General features: G+C 40.4%; 21 protein-coding genes and 1 pseudogene. 11 read left to right on the forward strand and 11 right to left on the reverse strand.

Annotated elements, in window-relative coordinates; all coding sequences use genetic code 11:
* Positions 1 to 29 precede the first annotated feature (29 nt).
* The 5 genes from hpt to U5907_04370 are packed head-to-tail and all read left to right on the forward strand — an operon-like array spanning position 30 to position 3771.
* A complete protein-coding gene (gene hpt, locus U5907_04350) occupies positions 30 to 581 on the forward strand; it encodes a hypoxanthine phosphoribosyltransferase (GenBank protein ID WRQ33880.1) in 552 nt (183 codons plus the stop codon).
* Positions 581 to 1165, forward strand: a complete 585-nt coding sequence (locus tag U5907_04355; GenBank protein ID WRQ33881.1) for an adenylate kinase — start codon at positions 581 to 583, stop codon at positions 1163 to 1165. The genes hpt and U5907_04355 overlap by 1 nt, the downstream gene beginning before the upstream one ends.
* Positions 1158 to 2156, forward strand: a complete 999-nt coding sequence (gene obgE / locus U5907_04360; GenBank protein ID WRQ33882.1) for a GTPase ObgE — start codon at positions 1158 to 1160, stop codon at positions 2154 to 2156. The genes U5907_04355 and obgE overlap by 8 nt, the downstream gene beginning before the upstream one ends.
* A gap of 12 nt (positions 2157 to 2168) precedes the next feature.
* Positions 2169 to 2798 (forward strand): phosphatase PAP2 family protein, encoded by a 630-nt coding sequence (locus U5907_04365; GenBank protein ID WRQ33883.1) that lies wholly within the window; start codon positions 2169 to 2171, stop codon positions 2796 to 2798.
* Positions 2782 to 3771, forward strand: coding sequence for a lipoate--protein ligase (locus tag U5907_04370; protein WRQ33884.1), 990 nt, complete (start codon positions 2782 to 2784; stop codon positions 3769 to 3771). Before U5907_04365 ends, U5907_04370 begins: the two co-directional genes overlap by 17 nt.
* A gap of 8 nt (positions 3772 to 3779) precedes the next feature.
* Here the strand turns inward: U5907_04370 and U5907_04375 are convergent, their stop codons facing one another.
* From U5907_04375 to rpsU, 3 genes are all read right to left on the reverse strand, one after another.
* Entirely contained in the window at positions 3780 to 4073 is a 294-nt protein-coding gene (locus U5907_04375; GenBank protein WRQ33885.1) for an HPF/RaiA family ribosome-associated protein, read from the reverse strand.
* 1 nt (position 4074) lies between these two features.
* Positions 4075 to 4974: a tyrosine-type recombinase/integrase gene (locus tag U5907_04380; protein ID WRQ33886.1), complete on the reverse strand. Its 900-nt coding sequence runs from the start codon at positions 4972 to 4974 to the stop codon at positions 4075 to 4077.
* Positions 4975 to 5103: 129 nt separating this feature from the next.
* Positions 5104 to 5295, reverse strand: a complete 192-nt coding sequence (gene rpsU / locus U5907_04385; protein WRQ33887.1) for a 30S ribosomal protein S21 — start codon at positions 5293 to 5295, stop codon at positions 5104 to 5106.
* A gap of 106 nt (positions 5296 to 5401) precedes the next feature.
* Between rpsU and U5907_04390 the strand changes: the two genes are divergently transcribed.
* Complete coding sequence (locus U5907_04390; protein WRQ33888.1) at positions 5402 to 7441, forward strand: urocanate hydratase; 2040 nt, start codon at positions 5402 to 5404, stop codon at positions 7439 to 7441.
* Here U5907_04390 and U5907_04395 read toward each other — a convergent pair.
* Complete coding sequence (locus tag U5907_04395; GenBank protein WRQ33889.1) at positions 7391 to 7906, reverse strand: lipocalin family protein; 516 nt, start codon at positions 7904 to 7906, stop codon at positions 7391 to 7393. The genes U5907_04390 and U5907_04395 overlap by 51 nt on opposite strands.
* Positions 7907 to 7985: 79 nt before the next feature.
* On the opposite strand from U5907_04395, the gene U5907_04400 reads away from it, so the two are divergent.
* Positions 7986 to 8885 carry a 4Fe-4S dicluster domain-containing protein gene (locus U5907_04400; GenBank protein WRQ33890.1) on the forward strand — a complete coding sequence of 300 codons (900 nt, stop codon included), beginning with the start codon at positions 7986 to 7988 and terminating at the stop codon, positions 8883 to 8885.
* A gap of 9 nt (positions 8886 to 8894) precedes the next feature.
* Here U5907_04400 and U5907_04405 read toward each other — a convergent pair whose 3' ends face one another.
* The 4 genes from U5907_04405 to trxA are packed head-to-tail and all read right to left on the reverse strand — an operon-like array spanning position 8895 to position 10580.
* A complete protein-coding gene (locus U5907_04405; GenBank protein WRQ33891.1) occupies positions 8895 to 9323 on the reverse strand; it encodes a DoxX family protein in 429 nt (142 codons plus the stop codon).
* 7 nt (positions 9324 to 9330) lie between these two features.
* Entirely contained in the window at positions 9331 to 9723 is a 393-nt protein-coding gene (locus U5907_04410) for a DUF302 domain-containing protein (protein ID WRQ33892.1), read from the reverse strand.
* Positions 9724 to 9729: 6 nt separating this feature from the next.
* Positions 9730 to 10086, reverse strand: coding sequence for a winged helix DNA-binding protein (locus tag U5907_04415; GenBank protein ID WRQ33893.1), 357 nt, complete (start codon positions 10084 to 10086; stop codon positions 9730 to 9732).
* Positions 10083 to 10580 (reverse strand): thioredoxin, encoded by a 498-nt coding sequence (gene trxA / locus U5907_04420; protein WRQ33894.1) that lies wholly within the window; start codon positions 10578 to 10580, stop codon positions 10083 to 10085. The genes U5907_04415 and trxA overlap by 4 nt, the downstream gene beginning before the upstream one ends.
* Before the next feature lie 138 nt (positions 10581 to 10718).
* Here trxA and U5907_04425 point away from each other — a divergent pair, with 138 nt between their 5' ends.
* The 4 genes and pseudogenes from U5907_04425 (at position 10719) to U5907_04440 (ending at position 15080) form a co-directional block, all read left to right on the forward strand.
* On the forward strand, positions 10719 to 11072 hold the full coding sequence (locus U5907_04425) for a winged helix DNA-binding protein (protein WRQ33895.1): 354 nt from the start codon (positions 10719 to 10721) through the stop codon (positions 11070 to 11072).
* A gap of 3 nt (positions 11073 to 11075) precedes the next feature.
* Positions 11076 to 12725: pseudogene (locus U5907_04430) on the forward strand (FAD-dependent oxidoreductase).
* Between the two features lie 63 nt (positions 12726 to 12788).
* Positions 12789 to 13349: a 1-acyl-sn-glycerol-3-phosphate acyltransferase gene (locus U5907_04435; protein ID WRQ33896.1), complete on the forward strand. Its 561-nt coding sequence runs from the start codon at positions 12789 to 12791 to the stop codon at positions 13347 to 13349.
* A gap of 36 nt (positions 13350 to 13385) precedes the next feature.
* On the forward strand, positions 13386 to 15080 hold the full coding sequence (locus U5907_04440) for an AMP-binding protein (GenBank protein ID WRQ33897.1): 1695 nt from the start codon (positions 13386 to 13388) through the stop codon (positions 15078 to 15080).
* Between the two features lie 32 nt (positions 15081 to 15112).
* Here U5907_04440 and U5907_04445 read toward each other — a convergent pair whose 3' ends face one another.
* The 3 genes from U5907_04445 to U5907_04455 are packed head-to-tail and all read right to left on the reverse strand — an operon-like array spanning position 15113 to position 18064.
* Positions 15113 to 15955, reverse strand: coding sequence for a metallophosphatase (locus U5907_04445; protein ID WRQ33898.1), 843 nt, complete (start codon positions 15953 to 15955; stop codon positions 15113 to 15115).
* Positions 15945 to 16712 carry a 5'-nucleotidase C-terminal domain-containing protein gene (locus tag U5907_04450; protein WRQ33899.1) on the reverse strand — a complete coding sequence of 256 codons (768 nt, stop codon included), beginning with the start codon at positions 16710 to 16712 and terminating at the stop codon, positions 15945 to 15947. Before U5907_04450 ends, U5907_04445 begins: the two co-directional genes overlap by 11 nt.
* Before the next feature lie 5 nt (positions 16713 to 16717).
* On the reverse strand, positions 16718 to 18064 hold the full coding sequence (locus U5907_04455; protein WRQ33900.1) for an ABC transporter permease: 1347 nt from the start codon (positions 18062 to 18064) through the stop codon (positions 16718 to 16720).
* Between the last annotated feature and the right edge of the window lie 9 nt (positions 18065 to 18073).

Consider the following 18073-nt stretch of genomic DNA (forward strand, 5'->3'; position numbering starts at 1 on the left):
TAATTTCGCGGGCACAAATATTTTTTGAAATGGAACGCATAGACCTACACGACAAGTCTTTCCGTATTTTTATCCCTCACGATAAGATTCAAAAGAGCATTGAGGAGCTTGCGGTTAAATTGAACAACGATTTCAAAGGTGTTCATAAACCTCTGTTCCTATCCGTACTGAACGGCTCCTTTATGTTTACTTCTGACTTGCTTAAAAATCTTAATTTTCAATGCGAGCTTTCGTTTATAAAGGTCTCTTCATACTCAGGAACAGAGTCAACCGGTGAGTTGAAACAGATAATAGGACTCGGCACAGAGGTAAAGGGTCGTACTGTTGTCCTTGTTGAAGATATAGTAGACACCGGGGCAACAATTGTGGAACTTCATAAAATGCTTACAGATGCAGGAGCAGACAGAGTTATTGTATGCACTCTTCTTCTTAAACCAGATGCATACAAAAGAGATATTCCAATAGAGTATGTTGCGATGGAGATTCCCAACGACTTTATTGTAGGATATGGACTTGATTACGATGAACTTGGAAGACAGTACAAGGACATTTATGTATTGGATACACCTTCAAATCAGTAATGAAATACTTTTTAATATTCGGCCCTCCGGGCGCAGGAAAGGGTACCCAATCTACCCTGATAGCCAAAAGATATAATTTTAGGCACATCTCAACCGGTGAGCTTCTCAGAAACGAAATTGCCAAAAAGAGCGAAATTGGTAAAATTGCAGCAGAGCTAATTGAAAAAGGAGAATTTGTTCCTGACCAATTAGTAATTGGTATTGTCCGAGAGGAGATTTGCAATCCGGAAACCCAAGCTAAGGGATATATCCTGGATGGATTTCCAAGAAATACTGTTCAGGCAATTGCTTTAGACACAATGCTGGAGGAGTTTGGATACAAAGTAGACGCTGTTTTATCACTTGAGACAACAGATAGCGTTAACATCAAAAGGATTCAACACAGAGCTAACATTGAGGGCAGAAAGGATGATGCTGATTTTGAGACAATCCGCACAAGAATAAAGACATACCATAAGGTCACCGAACCTCTTATAAGTTATTATAAAAACCAAAGCAAATATATGCCTGTAAATGGCGATCAGTCTGTTGAGGAGAACTTTGTGGATATTTGCAAAATCATAGATAAAACATTAGATGAGTAATTCAAACTTCGTAGATTATGTAAGGCTTTTTTGCGCCTCCGGAAACGGTGGAAAGGGCTCTATGCATCTCCACAGAGAGAAATTTGTGGCTAAAGGCGGACCCGACGGAGGCAATGGAGGCAGAGGCGGCCACATAATTTTACGGGGCAACTCTCAGTACTGGACACTGATCCATTTGAAATACAGAAAACATATCAAGGCAGACCACGGCGGAGCCGGAAGCGGCGCCCTTTGTACAGGAGCAGATGGAGAAGATATAATCCTGGATGTACCGCTGGGGACAGTTGCTAAAGTAGCAGATACCCAGGAGGTGCTTTTTGAGATAACAGAAGAGGGAGAGGAGAAGATAATTGTGAAGGGTGGCAGAGGAGGAATGGGTAACGCCTTTTTTAAAACCTCAACCAACCAGACACCAAGATATGCACAACCGGGAGAGCCCGGAGAGGAGAACTGGTTTGTACTTGAACTTAAGATTCTTGCAGATGTAGGTCTCGTAGGATTTCCAAATGCCGGGAAGTCAACACTTCTCTCTGTTGTATCTGCAGCCAGACCTAAGATTGCAGACTATGCATTTACAACCCTGGAGCCAAATTTAGGAATCGTTGAGTGCCGTGACCATAAATCTTTTGTGATGGCTGACATTCCGGGTATTATTGAAGGGGCTCACGAGGGTAGAGGTTTGGGATTGCGATTTTTACGGCACATTGAAAGAAATTCAATGCTTCTGTTTATGATTCCAGCAGACAGCAATGATATCAAACAAGAGTACAAAATTCTCCTTAACGAACTTAAGCAGTACAACCCGGAGCTTCTTGATAAAGAGCGTGTTCTGGCAATATCAAAATCTGATATGCTGGATGATGAACTCATTAAAGAGATAAAAAGAACTCTTCCCAGAAAAATTCCACATATTTTTATATCTTCGGTGACCGGAAAGGGCATAGTTCAATTAAAGGATATGCTCTGGGAAATGCTCAACAGAGAGCTGTAATTAACCTAAACGATGCTTGACAAGATAGAGGAACTGGACAGGAACCTCTTCCTGTTTTTCAATAATCTTCACTCGGCATTTTTTGACTGGGTGATGACTCTTTTCTCTTCCCGTCTGCCATGGCTCCCTCTGTATATAGCAATTATATTTTGTATTATTTGGTCCTGCAATTTTAATAAAGAGCTTGACGAATCTGGTAATTACAGGCGTAAAATCAATTTCCATAAGAGAGATACAAGGACCGTACTTATTATCATTTTTGCAATAATTGCAACTTTTGTTGTTACAGATTACTTCTCAAATCAGATTAAATATTTTGTAAGCAGACTAAGGCCGGGATGGGACCCATTTACATGTAATCTTGCCAGGGTCATTGAGGACAACAGGTTCAGCTATGGATTTGTTTCAGGTCACGCTTCAAATGTATTTGGCCTGGCAATGCTTACATCTGCAATTTTTAAGAGAAGATGGTATACAATACTGATCTTTTCCTGGGCAACAATTGTTTCATATAGCAGAATATATGTGGGGAGACATTTTCCTGGAGATGTTCTTTTTGGAGCTCTTTTTGGGATAGCAGTAGGGTATTTGACATACAAGATTTTACAACTTATTTTTCAAAAAAATGTACTTCGTAATTGACAATAATACAGATCCCTGGTGGAATCTGGCAGCTGAAGAGTATCTATTTAAAAATATTGACAAACCGATTTTCAGATTGTGGCAAAATGATAATGCAATCATTATTGGCAACCATCAGAATGCATATGCAGAGATTAATACAGACTATGTAAGAGAGAGAGGGATAAAAGTTGTCAGGCGTCTTACCGGTGGAGGTGCAGTTTTCCACGACCTTGGTAATGTAAACTTTACCTTCATAGATAATGCAGAGGCGAATGAGGAGAGTGCCGTTATGTTTGCAAGATTTACAAAGCCAATTATTGATGCATTGAAGTCAATAGGAGTCGATGCCTATCTGGAGGGAAGAAACGATTTACTTATTGACGGAAGAAAGTTCTCAGGAAATGCTGTTGCCAGATATAAGAACAGGTTACTTCAGCATGGTACTCTTCTCTTTTCTGCCTCAATGGCAGATCTCTCAAATGCACTTGCCGCCAGATCAGAGAAATTCACAGGAAAATCTGTGCAATCTAACAGAAGCCGGGTAACAAACATTACAGAGCACCTTAAAACACCTCTCTCTATTAAAGAGTTTATTGATTTTCTTCACAACTTTGTTGCAGGATCCGGTTCAGGCTACAGCCGGTACGAATATTCCAAAGATGATATTGAGGCAATAACTAAGCTTAAAGAGACTAAATACTCTCTTGACAGCTGGAATTACGGGAAATCCCCCTCATATACATATTCCAAGGTAAAGAAATTCCCGGCCGGGCTAATAGAGATCTATCTTCAGGTTGAGAAGGGTAAAATTGAGGAGATTAAAATTTTTGGAGATTATTTTTTCAACAAGGAGACAGAGGAGCTGGAAAATTTAATCAAAGGTTGTAATCACTCACATAACCAATTAACTGAAAGAGTAGAAAAGATAAACCTCTCTGACTATATATCAAATATAGAGAGAGAGGAGTTTCTGTCATTATTCTGGGAGTAAGAGAGAGGCTATGGCTCTTTTCTCTTCTCCTTGGCTTTAACGAGAAGGTCCTTCAAGACATCAACGCAATCTACTGCAGCGTTCTCAAATGTTTTAGAGTGCCTCTCCACTAGTATCTGGTTGCCCGGCACCTCTACCATTACCTTTACATTTTTGTTTTCGTGATCAGGAAGAAGGCTGAGAACAATCTCAACATTTGAAATTTCGTCATAGAACTTTGGTAGTTTGGAAAATTTCTTCTCAATGAAGTCGATTAATTTCTGATCTGCGTCAAACTTTAGTGACTGAATCCTGATGTCCATATTATCCTCCTTTTTTTGCTCTTGGATGAGCGGTTAGAAATATCTTTTTCATTTGCTCGAACGAGTTGTGAGTATAAACCTGCGTGGCAGCCAGTGAGGAGTGTCCGAGCACCTCCTTTATGCTATTAAGGTCAGCTCCGTTGTTCAGAAGATGGGTTGCAATTGAATGCCTCAGAACATGGGGCGACTTCTTTCCGGTAAACCCCTTAACTGAACTAAGCTCTCTTTTTACTACTTTATTAACAAACGAGAGATATAAAGGTTGCCCCGAGTCAGTAAGAAAAAGTTTGTCAGATCTATTCTCTGAATAAAACTCTTTCATCTCTGCTTCATAAATTTTAAGCGCTTTATCCAACTCCTCTGTAACAGGAATCTCCCGCTCTTTATCACCTTTCCCGCTAACCCTGATAACTCTCCTCTCTTTATCCCACTGACTGATATTCATAGAGGCCAGTTCTGCCCTTCTTATTCCTGTGGTGTACAACAATAGTACCATTGTTCTATCCCTCAGAGAGAGGAAATTTCCTTTCTCTACCTCATTACTAAGATAATTTGCAAGTGAATTTTCAGTATAAAAAAGAGGTAATCTTGCAGATGACTTAGGCCTGTGAACCTTTTTCACAGGATTTGCCTCAATTTTCCCTGCCCTTTGTAGATAATTACAAAAACTACTGATCGCTGATAATTTAAGATTTACTGTTCTGCTGCTCAGCCCTGATTCAAGACCTGCAGATATAAACCCTCTTATGACCTGTGGTTTAAGCTCACCCAAAAACTCATCATCTCCTTCAGGAGAAATGAATTCTCTAAGCTCTTTTACATAATCACTATAGAGATGAAGAGTCCTCTTTGAGTATCTCTTTTGAATTCCTATGTAATCAATGAATTCCTCCACCACCATCTTCTCATAATTTGCACCTAATTTACAAAAAAGAGATTAATAATCCAAGTAAAAAAAAGATGTACAGGGAGTAAAATCCCTATACATCTCTCTAACTGTCCGAATCTACGGCAGGGGTGTTAACGGGGATTACTCCTCGTTTATCCTCAGCGACTGAACATAGATGGCTTTCTTCACCTCATCGCGACGCCTCACAGAATTTTTAACAAAAGTCTTTCTGCTTCTTAGTTCACGAATCGTTCCTGTCTTTTCGAATTTACGCTTGAATTTCTTCAGCGCCCGTTCAATATTTTCGCCCTCCTTAATTGGTACTATAATCACGCTAAAACACCTCCTTTTTTAAGAGGTGCAAAAGTAGGGATAATTTTCATAAACGACAAATCAACAGCCCTTTTTTTATAACTTTGTAAAAACAACAAAATCAAATATGAGTCTAACAGAGTTTCAGAAGTCAATACTGGATGGGATTCCGGCAACCCTTCCGGACAACCTCCCTTATGATCCGGAGGTTAACCACGCACCCAGAAGAAAGGATATTCTCTCCAGGGAGGAGAAAATTCTGGCAATTAAAAATGCTTTGAGGTACTTTCCTGAAAGGCATCACGCTCTCTTAGCAGAGGAATTTGCCGGGGAGCTTGTTGAATATGGCAGGATATATATGCACAGATTAAGACCCAGATATGAGATTAAGGCAAGAAGTATAAATGACTATCCTCACAAATCAAAACAGGCTGCAGCAATAATGCTTATGCTAAGCAACAATCTTGACCACGCCGTTGCTCAGCATCCTCATGAACTAATTACCTACGGGGGAAATGGTGCAGTTTTTCAAAACTGGGCTCAGTACCTCCTTACAATGCAATATTTGGCAACAATGACGGACGAGCAAACACTCGTGCTCTATTCCGGGCATCCTATGGGGCTTTACCCCTCTCACAAGGAGGCTCCAAGGGTAATAGTAACCAATGGAATGGTTATACCCAATTACTCCACAAAAGATCACTGGGAAAAGTTCAATGCACTCGGAGTATCTCAATATGGCCAGATGACAGCAGGATCATTTATGTACATAGGCCCTCAGGGAATCGTTCATGGCACAACAATAACAGTTCTCAATGCCGCTAGAATGAGGCTGAGGCCGGGAGAAACTGATTTAAGAGGAAAAGTTTTTGTAAGCTCAGGTCTTGGCGGGATGTCAGGTGCACAGCCAAAAGCAGCTGTTATTGCCGGTGTAATTGGAGTTGTTGCTGAGATTAATCCCAAGGCAGTCCATACTCGCCACTCTCAGGGGTGGGTTGACGAAGTGTATACAGACCTGGATTTGCTTATGCAAAGAATTGTTAAGGCAAAGGAGAATAAAGAGGCTGTCTCAATTGCTTACCAGGGGAATATAGTAGATCTATGGGAGAAATTTATTGAATCCGGCATTGACCCTGATCTGGGCAGCGACCAGACATCTCTTCACAATCCCTGGGCAGGCGGATACTACCCTGCCGGAATTAGTTTTGAAGAGTCAAACAGGATGATGGCAGATGAGCCTGAAAGATTCAGGAGAGAGGTGCAGACAACACTGGTCAGACATGCTGAGGCAATAAATAAGCTCTCTTCAAGAGGCATGTATTTCTTTGATTATGGTAATGCATTTCTTCTGGAGGCATCCAGAGCTGGTGCAGACATTCTCCGCGAGGATGGCACTTTTGTATATCCTTCCTATGTTCAGGATATAATGGGTCCTCTCTTTTTCGATTACGGATTCGGCCCATACAGGTGGGTATGTACATCCTCTAATGCCGATGACCTTGCCGTCACAGATCAGATTGCAGCAAGTGTCCTGGAAGAGATAGCCACGAGTGCCCCGGAAGAGATTAAGAATCAACTCCTGGATAACATTCACTGGATAAAGGAGGCCGGTGCCAACAAGCTGGTAGTGGGTTCACAGGCCAGAATACTTTATGCCGATTCTGAGGGAAGGATAAAAATTGCCCTCGAGATGAACCGGGCTATAAGGGAGGGCAGGGTATCTGCTCCAATTGTACTTGGCAGGGATCATCACGATGTCTCAGGAACAGACTCTCCATACAGAGAGACCTCAAATATATACGACGGCTCATCCTTTACAGCCGACATGGCAATTCAGAATGTAATAGGAGACTCTTTCCGCGGTGCTACATGGGTATCAATACATAACGGAGGAGGTGTTGGCTGGGGAGAGGTTATCAACGGAGGTTTCGGGATGGTAATAGACGGAAGCGAAGAGGCAGACAGAAGAATAAAAAACATGCTTCACTGGGATGTAAATAACGGAATCTCAAGAAGAGCCTGGGCAAGAAACAGCGGGGCTATTTTTGCAATAAAGAGGGAGATGGAGAGAACACCTGAACTCAGGGTCACTATTCCCAATATTGCAGATGACTATTTAGTCCGCAAGGCCGCTGACCATATTTTCGACAGCATACCCAAGGCTTGAGGCGTAAGCCTTCAGTTCACTCACTACCTTTGGATCAGGGTCTCTTTCGCGAGCCAGGATCCAGAGGTATTCTCTTGATGGATCTCCAACAAGCGCTATTGAGTAATCCCGGTCTACTCTGAGCACCCAGTAGTCTCCGGCAAAGGGCCAAAAGAAACTCACCTTTAGCTTGGATGGTTCGTTTGCATCCGGAATCCATGCCCTACCTTTAACCTCTTTATACCGGCTTTTATCGGCAACTACTCTTCCCTGATTTATTACAGTCACATCCCCGTTCTCTCTAAGTTCATAAAAAGCAGTATTCTCCTCTAGTCCCTCTTCAAAGCTATTTGGCAATCTGGCAATTTCGTACCATTTGCCCATATATTTCTTTATATCAAAAGACTCCTGTGGTTCAAGAGCAATATGCGGGGCAGCACAGGAAAAGCCTAAAAAGGAGAGAAAAAGGGACAAATATTTTTTCATTTGTTACAATTGTTTCAAATATCACACTTTTAGCAAAAATTGCAAGCTATTTTTGCACCATTAAAATTAACTAAAAAAAATGAAAAGAACAGTAATTAAAATAGATGAAGAGCTTTGCAACGGTTGCGGAAATTGTGTGGAGGGGTGTCATGAAGGTGCATTACAGCTTATTGACGGTAAGGCGGTGATGATAAGCGACCTCTATTGCGATGGTCTTGGAGCATGTATTGGTGATTGCCCTGTTGGGGCAATTGAGCTTATTGAGAAAGAGACTGAACCATATAATGAGATTGCTGTAATGGAGAGAATACATGTAAAGGGTGAAAAAGTAGTTCTTGCTCATCTTCAGCATCTCAAAAATCACGGAGAGATGGAGTGGTTCAATCAGGGCGTTGAGTGGTGCCGGAAAAATAATCTCTCAATAGATTTATCAAAAATTACCGGTCCCGATAAACCAGCAACAACCGAACACAAAATCCCTGTTTCTACAGAGGGTAAAGGAATGGCTTGCGGATGCCCGGGATCAATGGAGAGAGATTTCAGAAGCATAGCACCTGCTGCTCCTTCCACTGTCACCTTCCAGCCCTCCGGAAATGTAAGTGAACTTAAACAGTGGCCTGTACAGTTACATCTGCTTAATCCTTCAGCCGGATACTTTCAGGGAAGCGATGTATTACTTGCATCTGACTGCTCATCCTTTACTCACGGATCTTTTCATCAAACTTTTCTGAAAAACAAGACACTTGCTATAGCTTGTCCTAAACTGGACAGTAATCTTAACAGCTATGTTGAGAAACTAGTCTCTATGATTGATCAGTCAAAAATAAATACCCTTACGGTTCTGATTATGGAGGTTCCTTGCTGCGGAGGACTTCTTCAAATCGCAAAGAGGGCAAAAGAGATGGCATCAAGGAACATCCCGCTGAAATTACTTGTGATGTCAATCAAAGGAGAGATAATAAAGGAAGAGTGGGTCTGAACCCCACTCTTATTTATTTCTGAAAAGTATTGAATCAAGAGAGTATTTGCCTGCTCCGGTTATCATCAATGATGCAAAAATTGTCAGATATATCAGAGAAAGCTCTTTTACCTGTAAAGGGTCTGATGCGTGTGCAACAAATGCAGCAACGCTCATTGCCACAATAAGAGGAACAGCAGAGAGTCTTGTAAGCAAACCCAGAACTATGAACAGTGCAGCAATAAACTCGGCACCAATCAGCATAACAACTGAGAGGGTGGCACCCATTCCAACAGGGTCAAAACCACTCTCTACCATACCTTCAAAATTCTGAATTTTTGACCATCCGTGTGTCATCATCAAAACCCCGGCTGCAACTCTGAGAATCAGCAAACCTAAAGATGCCGTACCCTCACCGGTTGACTTTCCAAAAAGAAAAAAATTAAGTAATTTTTTCATAATCATTTTATTTAATTATTGGAGCCAGTATCTTTTCTATTTCATTAAATGCTATTGTCATTACCTCCTGTGTTATACCCCCTGCCTCTCGGGCAACTGATCCCGAATTCATTCTGGATATCCATGTTTTACCGTCTGATGTCTCATACAGTGAAATTCTGCAAGGCATCAGAGATGAAAACAATCGTTCATCATCAAGAGATAACATTTTAACTGAATACTCCGGGCGACAAACCTCCATAACGACCACAGGAAGAACATCAAATCCGTGATTTTTCAGAGAGTTATGAAGATGATGCGTGTGCATAATTTTCCAGTTAGCCTCAAGAAGCGACTTCTCAATTATTTCTACAGTATCTGTAAGGTTGTGATTACTCTCATTTTTTATAAACATATCCATAATAAATCAAATTAAAGGTTTAATCATTGAGTTGAGAGGCTCTGAAAGTTGAATATTATCGTGTTCAATCTTTTCAAGCTTCTCCATCCCCGTTTTTGTAAGTTCAAAATACATCTGCCTTTTATCTCTCTCTCCAAGCACCCTGCTTATATACCCCTTCTCCTCAACAGATCTGAGCAATTTTGATGTGTTAGAACAAGTTAGATTTATTTCATCTGCTATTTCACCTGAAGATAGCCTCTTATCCCTTAAACAGCAAAGCACCATACCCTCGTTAAGGCATATTGAATGCTCATTATGAAACTTATGCTCGTAATCTGTTAGTGAGCGGAGGAGATCTCTAATGGCGCACAGTTTCTTCATAACTTAAGCAGCGTTTTATTTATAGCATCTTTTATTACATTCTTTGGAAGTGCCCCCTGAGCTACCTGTGGATCCTCCCCCATCGGGATAAAGATCATTGTAGGAATGCTTCTTATTCCAAATGCTGATGCAAGTTCTCTCTCTGCCTCTGTATCTACTTTATATATGTATATCTTACCCTCATATTCAGCTGCAAGCTGCTCCAGGACAGGGGCCAGAGTTTTGCATGGTCCACACCAGTCTGCATAAAAATCTACTATTGCCGGTTTATCTCCAAGATATTTCCATTCGTTAGGGTTCTCCTCATAGTTTACTACGAGTTTTAAAAACTCTGCCTTTGTAAGTTTAATAGTTTTTGTTTTTGAGTTTATAGCTGCCTCTGCAGAATTTAAACTATTGCTGACTTTAACATCTTCTCCCCCTTTTCCTGATCCGCAAGCAGGCAAAGTCATTATAAGAAGCAGAAGTATTATTGAGAGACTCTTTATTTTCATATCTTTTATATTAAAATTATTTCACATGCAAAAATAATAATTATTTCCATTAAAACAAATTTCCATTGGAAATTATATTTTTGTTAAATCTGTAAATTTTGTATTATTTTGTAAGATTATTTATAATAGCAAATAATTATGGAGGAGATTTGTAAAATTAAAGATCTGTACAGGACCTTGTACCTCTTTGAAAGAGAGTTCCAGACAAAGAATGATATTACAATTAACGAGGCTATGCTGCTGTGTGCTCTAAAGGACGACACCCCAAGAAGCGCTAACGATATTTGTGAATTTATTGGTCTTTCCAGCTCACGAGGCTCCAGAATAATAAATACTACAGAGCAGAAAGGATTTATTACCAGAACAATGGGAAAAGAGGACAAAAGACAGATGATCTTTACACTTACAGAGGAGGGCAAGGCAAAAATAACAGAGATGAGCAGCAAAAGTTTGGGAATTGGAAAGGAGCTGCAAAACCTATTAAATTTGTAATAAATGAAGTATGTAATTATCGGAGGGGTAGCAGGAGGTGCTACCGTAGCTGCAAGAATAAGAAGAGTTGACGAAAAGGCTCAAATTGTATTATTTGAAAGAGGAGATTATATATCATATGCAAATTGCGGTTTACCCTACTACATAGGGAATATAATCCCTGAAAGAGAGCAACTTTTTGTTCAGACAGTTCAGGGAATAACAAGCAGGTATGATATAGACATAAGAGTAAGAAGCGAAGTAATCTCAATTAACAGGGAGACCCGGAGAGTTGAGGTTAAGGATAATCTAAACGGAGCAATATACTCTGAAAGTTATGACAAGCTTGTTCTTTCACCGGGTGCGGAGCCCTTAAAGCCACCTCTTCCCGGGCTGGACAATCCACGTCTCTTTACAATGAGAAATGTTCCAGATACTGACAAAATTAAAGAGCATATAAAGAGTAACAGTATAAGAAGTGCAATTATTGTCGGAGGAGGTTTTATTGGTCTTGAGATGGCTGAAAACCTCAGACATTTAGGGATTAAAGTTAATCTGATTGAGATGGCACCTCAGGTAATGGCTCATCTCGATTTTTCAATGGCCTCTATTGTTCACCTTGAGCTAAAAGCAAAAGGAGTTAAGCTACATCTCTCTAAAAGTGTTAAAGAGTTTAAAGATAGTGGTTCATACATTGAAGCTCTTCTCGACGACGGTACAAGTATTTTTGCAGATATGGCAATATGGAGCATCGGGGTAAGGCCGGAAGTGAGCCTGGCTAGGGAGGCTGGTCTTGAAATTGGAACTACCGGAGGTATAAAAATCAATAAATATCTCCAAACATCTGATGAGAGCATATATGCTATTGGCGACGCAGTTGAGGTTACTCACCTTGTAAGCGGCAAGCCTGTACTTATACCTCTTGCAGGTCCTGCCAATAAAATGGGGAGGATTGCTGCAGATAATATGGTATTCGGAAACAGGTCAGAGTACAAAGGATCAATAGGCACAGGAATAGCTAAAGTATTTGATCTTACTGTGGCATCCACAGGTATGAGTGGAAAGTGGCTGGAAAAAGAGGGTATTAAACATATTGACTCATATACCCACTCTGCCTCACACGCAGGTTACTATCCAAATGCTCTGCCTCTTTCTGTAAAAATTACATTTGCTCCCGATACCGGAAAGCTCCTTGGTGCTCAGGTTGTAGGTTTTGAGGGTGTTGATAAGAGAATTGAGATGTTTGCATCTGTACTCGGCAGAGGTGGCTCTGTTTATGACCTTATGGAGCTTGAACACGCCTACGCCCCACCATTTTCATCTGCAAAAGATCCGGTAAATATGGCCGGATTTGTTGCTGACAATATACTCTCCGGTAAAGTTAAAATTACTACCTGGAGAGAAATTGAATACCTAAATCCTGAGAGAGATATACTTATTGATGTAAGGACTGCTGAGGAGCACATGGAGTCAGCCATACCCGGATCTGTTAACATCCCTCTTGATGAGATCAGATTAAGACTGGATGAGATACCTGCTGACAAAAGAGTAGTAATATACTGTGCCGTTGGTTTAAGAGGCTATCTGGCTGCAAGAATTCTGTCACAGAACGGATTTAAGAATGTTTTCAACCTCAGTGGAGGATACAAGACATATTCAGTTGCAACCGGACAAGAGTCAGCTTACAAATATTTCTCAGTAAGAATAACTTCCGGAGACGAGATAGAATAAACAGAAATGCAAAAATTTTACAAATTTCTATTAAAAGTAATGGGATGGAAGGTGATGGAACCTCCTGTTCCTGAGCCTAAGTGCATCATTTTGGGCGTGCCTCATACCTCTGTATGGGATTTTATAATCTCTCTGCTTTACTATAACTCAGAAGGGCACAAAGCCTATATCATGGTTAAAGAGAGTTTTTTTAAATGGCCGTTTGGCAAATTTCTTAGATCTGTGGGTGGAATTCCTGTAAAACAGGGCAAAGGGGCAAATCTGGTTCTTCAGGTAATCAAAGAGTTCCAGACAAGAGAGGTTCTCCATTTAGCCATTGCTCCCGAGGGAACCAGAAGTGCAACAGAGAGATGGAAAACCGGCTTCCATACCATAGCTAAGGCAGCAAATGTTCCTGTCTATTTAGGATACTTTGACTGGAAGAGAAAAGAGGTGGGAAGAGGCGTTAAGTTTGAACTTACCGATGATGTTCAGGCAGATTTAAAGAGAATTCGTCAATGGTATAAAGATAAAGGTGTAGAGGGAAAATTTCCTGAGAAATTTACAGTTGGTAAAGATTTGGAATGATTCTTGTTGTATTACACCCGTACATTAAAAAAGCAGATGGATAATATCAGGGAATTTGAAACATTAAAAGACCTATTTAACTACAGTATAGATAAATACAAGGACAACAAAGCATTCGCATACATAGACGGTCTTAATTACACTTATAAAGAATTTGGAGAACAAACTAATAAATTAAATAACACTTTACTCAGTTCCGGAGTAGGAGATAATGAAAAAGTAGCAATTCTAGGCCAGAATATGCCAAACTGGCCTGTAGCTTATTTTGCTGCTGTTGCATTTAATCGTATTGCAGTACCTGTTCTTCCTGACTTTTCGGAGGCAGAAATAGAGAATGTGCTGGAGCACTCAGAGAGCACTGCTTTACTGATTTCATCCAGGTTAACTTCCAAAATTTCTGCTGAGAGAATCTCAAAACTTAAAGTGGTTATTAATCTTGACACTCTTGAAGTGATTCAATCACAGAGTTTTGCTTCAGTGGAAAACACAAATCCTCCTGTAAGAGAAGAGCTTGCTGCCATTATATATACATCGGGCACAACCGGCAATTCCAAAGGGGTGATGCTCAGTCACCGAAATCTGTGCACACATCTCTATGCAGCTTATAAGCTCAGGCCAAGTTTTGAGTGGGATGTGTGGCTATCAGTTCTTCCACTCTCTCATACAATGGAGAATAGTCTTAGTATGATGCTTCCTATGATGAGTGGTGCATCAGTATACTATATGGAGAAGGCTCCCACACCATCCCTGCTTGTTCAGGCTCTTGCTAAGGTAAGGCCGACAACAATGCTTAGTGTCCCTTTGATCATTGAAAAGATATACAAGAACAGTGTCCTTCCTAAATTTACATCATCCAGCCTTATGAGGTCTATTTACGGCACATCTGCGGGAAGAAAACTTCTTCACAAGGTTGCCGGTAAAAAACTGATGAAAACATTTGGTGGAAGGATAAGATTTTTTGGAATAGGTGGAGCAAAACTTGACGGAACTGTAGAGAGGTTCCTTCTTGAGGGGAAGTTTCCTTATGCAATTGGATATGGACTTACCGAGTCCGCCCCGCTTCTGGCAGGCGCAGTGGGAAAATGGGTAAAGTGGCAATCCACAGGACCTGCTATACACGGAGTTACACTGAGAATCGACAATCCAAATCCGGAAAACGGAGAGGGAGAGATTGTCGCAAAAGGGCCTAACATAATGATGGGTTACTATAAAAACCCCGAGGCAACTGAACAGGTATTTACAGAAGATGGTTATTTCCGCACAAAGGACTTAGGGATTGTTGACAAGAAAGGAAGACTCTACATTAAGGGAAGGTTAAACAATATGATTCTTGGCCCAAGCGGAGAGAACATTTATCCGGAAGAGATAGAGTCTGTTATCAACGCTCACCCTATGGTTTCTGAGTCGATAGTAACATCTTACAAAGGAAAATTAGTAGCACTCGTCCACTTTAATCCTGATAAGATTAAAGCACTCCAGGACATTAAAGAGGAGGCTATCGCAATGTATTACGAGAAAAAAGACATCCTTATTAATTCATACGAGGAGACAAAAGATGAGGCAACCAAAATCTTTAACGAGAAGATGGAGCATCTTAAAAAAGAGGTATCCGAATATGTGAACTCAAGGGTAAATAAATTCTCCAGGATTGCTCTTATAAAGGATACGCCTCAACAGTTTGAAAAAACTGCTACACAGAAAATTAAAAGATACCTCTACATAAAGAAGTAGAGGTATCTTTTAATTTAAATTTAATTAATTCTTTAATTAGGGAATGTAATACCAATCCTTCCTACAAATACACCGGCAGCTCCTGTCTGGTTTATTATCATACCCTTTCCATCCCTGTTAATTACTCTCTCCGGACTCTCCATAAATGTGTGAGAGTGGCCTCCGATAATTATATCCACATTTGAAGTAAGTGCAGCCAGCTCCTTATCTGCAGGTTTTTCAGGGGTACCACCATCATATCCAAGATGGCTTACAACAATTATCAGGTCACAGCCCTTTTTGTTTCTCAGCATCTCAGCCAGCTCGTTTACTATTGGAACAGGATTTTTATACTTGATTCCCTTACGAGAATTTTCTGCTACATAGCCTTTTAAATCGAGCATTACACCAATTATTCCTATCTTCTTACCTCCCCTTTTGATTATAGTGTATGGTTTAATTATCCCGGCCAGAGGAGTACCTTTAAAATCGTAATTTGCACATAGAGTGGCGTATTTTGCTTTCTTCAGTCTGTTTGCCAGATGATCTACTCCGTTGTCAAATTCATGATTACCAAGCGAAACAGCATCATAACCCATTGCATTATTGAGCTCTATCTCAACCTCTCCTCCAAAAAGAGTGAAATATGGAGTTCCCTGGTTATAGTCGCCTGCATCAAGCAGCAATACATTTTTATTTTCAGCTCTTACTGAAGCTATGTAATTAGCTCTTCTCTGGACTCCACCCAAACCGGCATTTCTTCCTGATGTAAGAGGTTCAATATTACTGTGTGTATCATTCGTGTGGAGTATTACCAAATTCTGCGCCTCAACTCCACAGGAGGTTGAGAGCATAAGAGCAGCGACAAATATTGATATTAAAGTTCTAGTCTTCATATTTAACCCTCCCTGTAATTGATGAAGAGATCTTCTCCCCTTTTTCAGTCTGTTTCTTTATCTTTTCAATAATGGCATCCCTTATTAATGCACCGGTCTCCTCAATCTTAACAGCATCTTTAAGAGCTACAACATTATCTCCTCCGCTAAGCAGAAAATCTATTGTTGCCACTCTGTAAACAGCATCTTTATCTATCTCCTTGCCATTAATAAGCAACTGCTCAATCTCTCCATCCTCCTTATCAATTACAAGCCTTACGCTGTCAGAGAATGCCTCAACCCTGTTTCTTGCAAAGGAGGCAAATAACTTTAACACACTTTTGCCATCCATATCCAGAATTACTATATAATTTTCAAAGGGGAATATTGAGAAAACATCATACAGCCTTACATTGCCTCCTGGCAAAGATGCTCTTATACCACCAAAATTTGTTACTGCAAAATCAACCCTTCCTTCGCTTTTGCTTTGTGCGAATTCAAACAAAGCATCAACTGCAAAATTTGAAAGCAGAGACTCAGGCCTCCCGGATCTCATCTCTGCCTCTGATACACCTATTACCTCCTGCATCTTTGCATCAAGAGATGGTTTGTATTTTGAGATTATTGCCTTGACCTTTGGCTCTTCCGGATAGTTAAGAGTACTATCCATTGCGACTCTGCTACCGCTCCATTCAAATCTCATCTCCTGAGCAAAAGAGAGGGAGCTTGAAAGGGCGGTGATTGCCAAAACTATAATAAATTTTGATAAAGTCTTCATTTCTGTTAGTATTTCAACCACTTAATAATTTCTTTCCAACTAGGCTTCTTACCATACATAAGTATACCGACTCTGTAGATTTTTGCCGAAACATATGTCATAAAGAGGAAGGTTCCCAGGAGGAGAGCAAGTGAAAGCGCAAGCTCCCATAGAGGCACATCTCCAAAAGGGATTCTGGCCATCATAACCATAGGAGATGTAAACGGAATCATCGAGCCCCAGAATGAGAGAGAGCTTCCCGGATGCTGGAATGTATGCATCATAAGAAAGAGTCCAATAATTAGAGGCAGTGTTACCGGAAGAACAAGCTGCTGAGTATCTGCCTCGTTATCAACTGCTGAACCTACTGCTGCAAAGAGAGCAGCATAGAGCAGGTAGCCGAGAATAAAATATGCAAGAAAAGATAAAATAACTTCAACAAAGTTTACACTTCCAAGAGCACTCATAATCTCTTGAAAAGGGGTTGAGTCTTCAGAAATAGCCATTGTTACATTATCCAAATCTGTCACCTGTGATCCTGCTATCGTTTGAGTCATCTGAGCAGTTGATGCGAGGCTATCTTCTCCTAAAAAAGTTTGCGCTACAGAAACAATACCTACAGATAGTAATATCCATATTGTAAACTGAAGAAGGGCAACTGATCCTACTCCCAGAATCTTCCCCAGCATCAGTTCAAATGGTTTAACAGAAGAGACAATTACTTCAATAATTCTTGTAGTCTTCTCCTCTATTACACCCCTCATAACCATAGACCCAAACATAAATATAAACATATAGATCAGCAGACTCGCTACATAAGCTATAACCATGTATATCTCAACCATTGATCTCTTCTCACCCCCCTCTTTGTCCAGAGTGAAGGTTTTGACAGATACATTGGTGTTTAAATCCTTAATAATCTCATTGAGATTTTCAATATTATACCTTTGAAGTTTCTTTTTCTCAATTGCATCTTCCACTCCCTTCTCAATAGCCTCGATGGCATCTACATTGAGTTGTTTGGAGGAGTAGGCAGAGACACTGACATTAAAAAGAGAATCCGGAGATGAGATATCTACTAGTGCAATAAAACCCATTCCGGAAAAAGTTTTCTTAAGGTCATCTACTGGGGTATCGTTATCATAAGACCAGATAAACTCTTCATTATCTGCAAAAAAGCCCTCTGTTACGCCACTTTTATCGGATATAATAATTTTCTGGCCCTTCTCACCCTCTGACATCATCATTATGGCAGTTGGAAGAATCATCAGGGAGGCAAAGAAGATAGGAGTAAGCAGTGTAAGAAATATAAATGATTTCTTTTTAACTCTGATTAAAAACTCCCGTGATATAATAAGAAATAATTTGTCCATTTTCATAGT

Source organism: Bacteroidales bacterium MB20-C3-3 (assembly GCA_035609245.1).
Classification (GTDB): domain Bacteria; phylum Bacteroidota; class Bacteroidia; order Bacteroidales; family UBA932; genus Bact-08.

Coding starts and splice junctions, on each gene's coding strand:
- hpt (WRQ33880.1), top strand. CDS start 30: ATGGAACGCATAGACCTACACGACAAGTCTTTCCGTATTTTTATCCCT.
- U5907_04355 (WRQ33881.1), top strand. CDS start 581: ATGAAATACTTTTTAATATTCGGCCCTCCGGGCGCAGGAAAGGGTACC.
- obgE (WRQ33882.1), top strand. CDS start 1,158: ATGAGTAATTCAAACTTCGTAGATTATGTAAGGCTTTTTTGCGCCTCC.
- U5907_04365 (WRQ33883.1), top strand. CDS start 2,169: ATGCTTGACAAGATAGAGGAACTGGACAGGAACCTCTTCCTGTTTTTC.
- U5907_04370 (WRQ33884.1), top strand. CDS start 2,782: ATGTACTTCGTAATTGACAATAATACAGATCCCTGGTGGAATCTGGCA.
- U5907_04375 (WRQ33885.1), bottom strand. CDS start 4,073: ATGGACATCAGGATTCAGTCACTAAAGTTTGACGCAGATCAGAAATTA.
- U5907_04380 (WRQ33886.1), bottom strand. CDS start 4,974: ATGGTGGTGGAGGAATTCATTGATTACATAGGAATTCAAAAGAGATAC.
- U5907_04390 (WRQ33888.1), top strand. CDS start 5,402: ATGAGTCTAACAGAGTTTCAGAAGTCAATACTGGATGGGATTCCGGCA.
- U5907_04395 (WRQ33889.1), bottom strand. CDS start 7,906: ATGAAAAAATATTTGTCCCTTTTTCTCTCCTTTTTAGGCTTTTCCTGT.
- U5907_04400 (WRQ33890.1), top strand. CDS start 7,986: ATGAAAAGAACAGTAATTAAAATAGATGAAGAGCTTTGCAACGGTTGC.
- U5907_04405 (WRQ33891.1), bottom strand. CDS start 9,323: ATGAAAAAATTACTTAATTTTTTTCTTTTTGGAAAGTCAACCGGTGAG.
- U5907_04410 (WRQ33892.1), bottom strand. CDS start 9,723: ATGGATATGTTTATAAAAAATGAGAGTAATCACAACCTTACAGATACT.
- U5907_04415 (WRQ33893.1), bottom strand. CDS start 10,086: ATGAAGAAACTGTGCGCCATTAGAGATCTCCTCCGCTCACTAACAGAT.
- trxA (WRQ33894.1), bottom strand. CDS start 10,580: ATGAAAATAAAGAGTCTCTCAATAATACTTCTGCTTCTTATAATGACT.
- U5907_04425 (WRQ33895.1), top strand. CDS start 10,719: ATGGAGGAGATTTGTAAAATTAAAGATCTGTACAGGACCTTGTACCTC.
- U5907_04435 (WRQ33896.1), top strand. CDS start 12,789: ATGCAAAAATTTTACAAATTTCTATTAAAAGTAATGGGATGGAAGGTG.
- U5907_04440 (WRQ33897.1), top strand. CDS start 13,386: ATGGATAATATCAGGGAATTTGAAACATTAAAAGACCTATTTAACTAC.
- U5907_04445 (WRQ33898.1), bottom strand. CDS start 15,955: ATGAAGACTAGAACTTTAATATCAATATTTGTCGCTGCTCTTATGCTC.
- U5907_04450 (WRQ33899.1), bottom strand. CDS start 16,712: ATGAAGACTTTATCAAAATTTATTATAGTTTTGGCAATCACCGCCCTT.
- U5907_04455 (WRQ33900.1), bottom strand. CDS start 18,064: ATGGACAAATTATTTCTTATTATATCACGGGAGTTTTTAATCAGAGTT.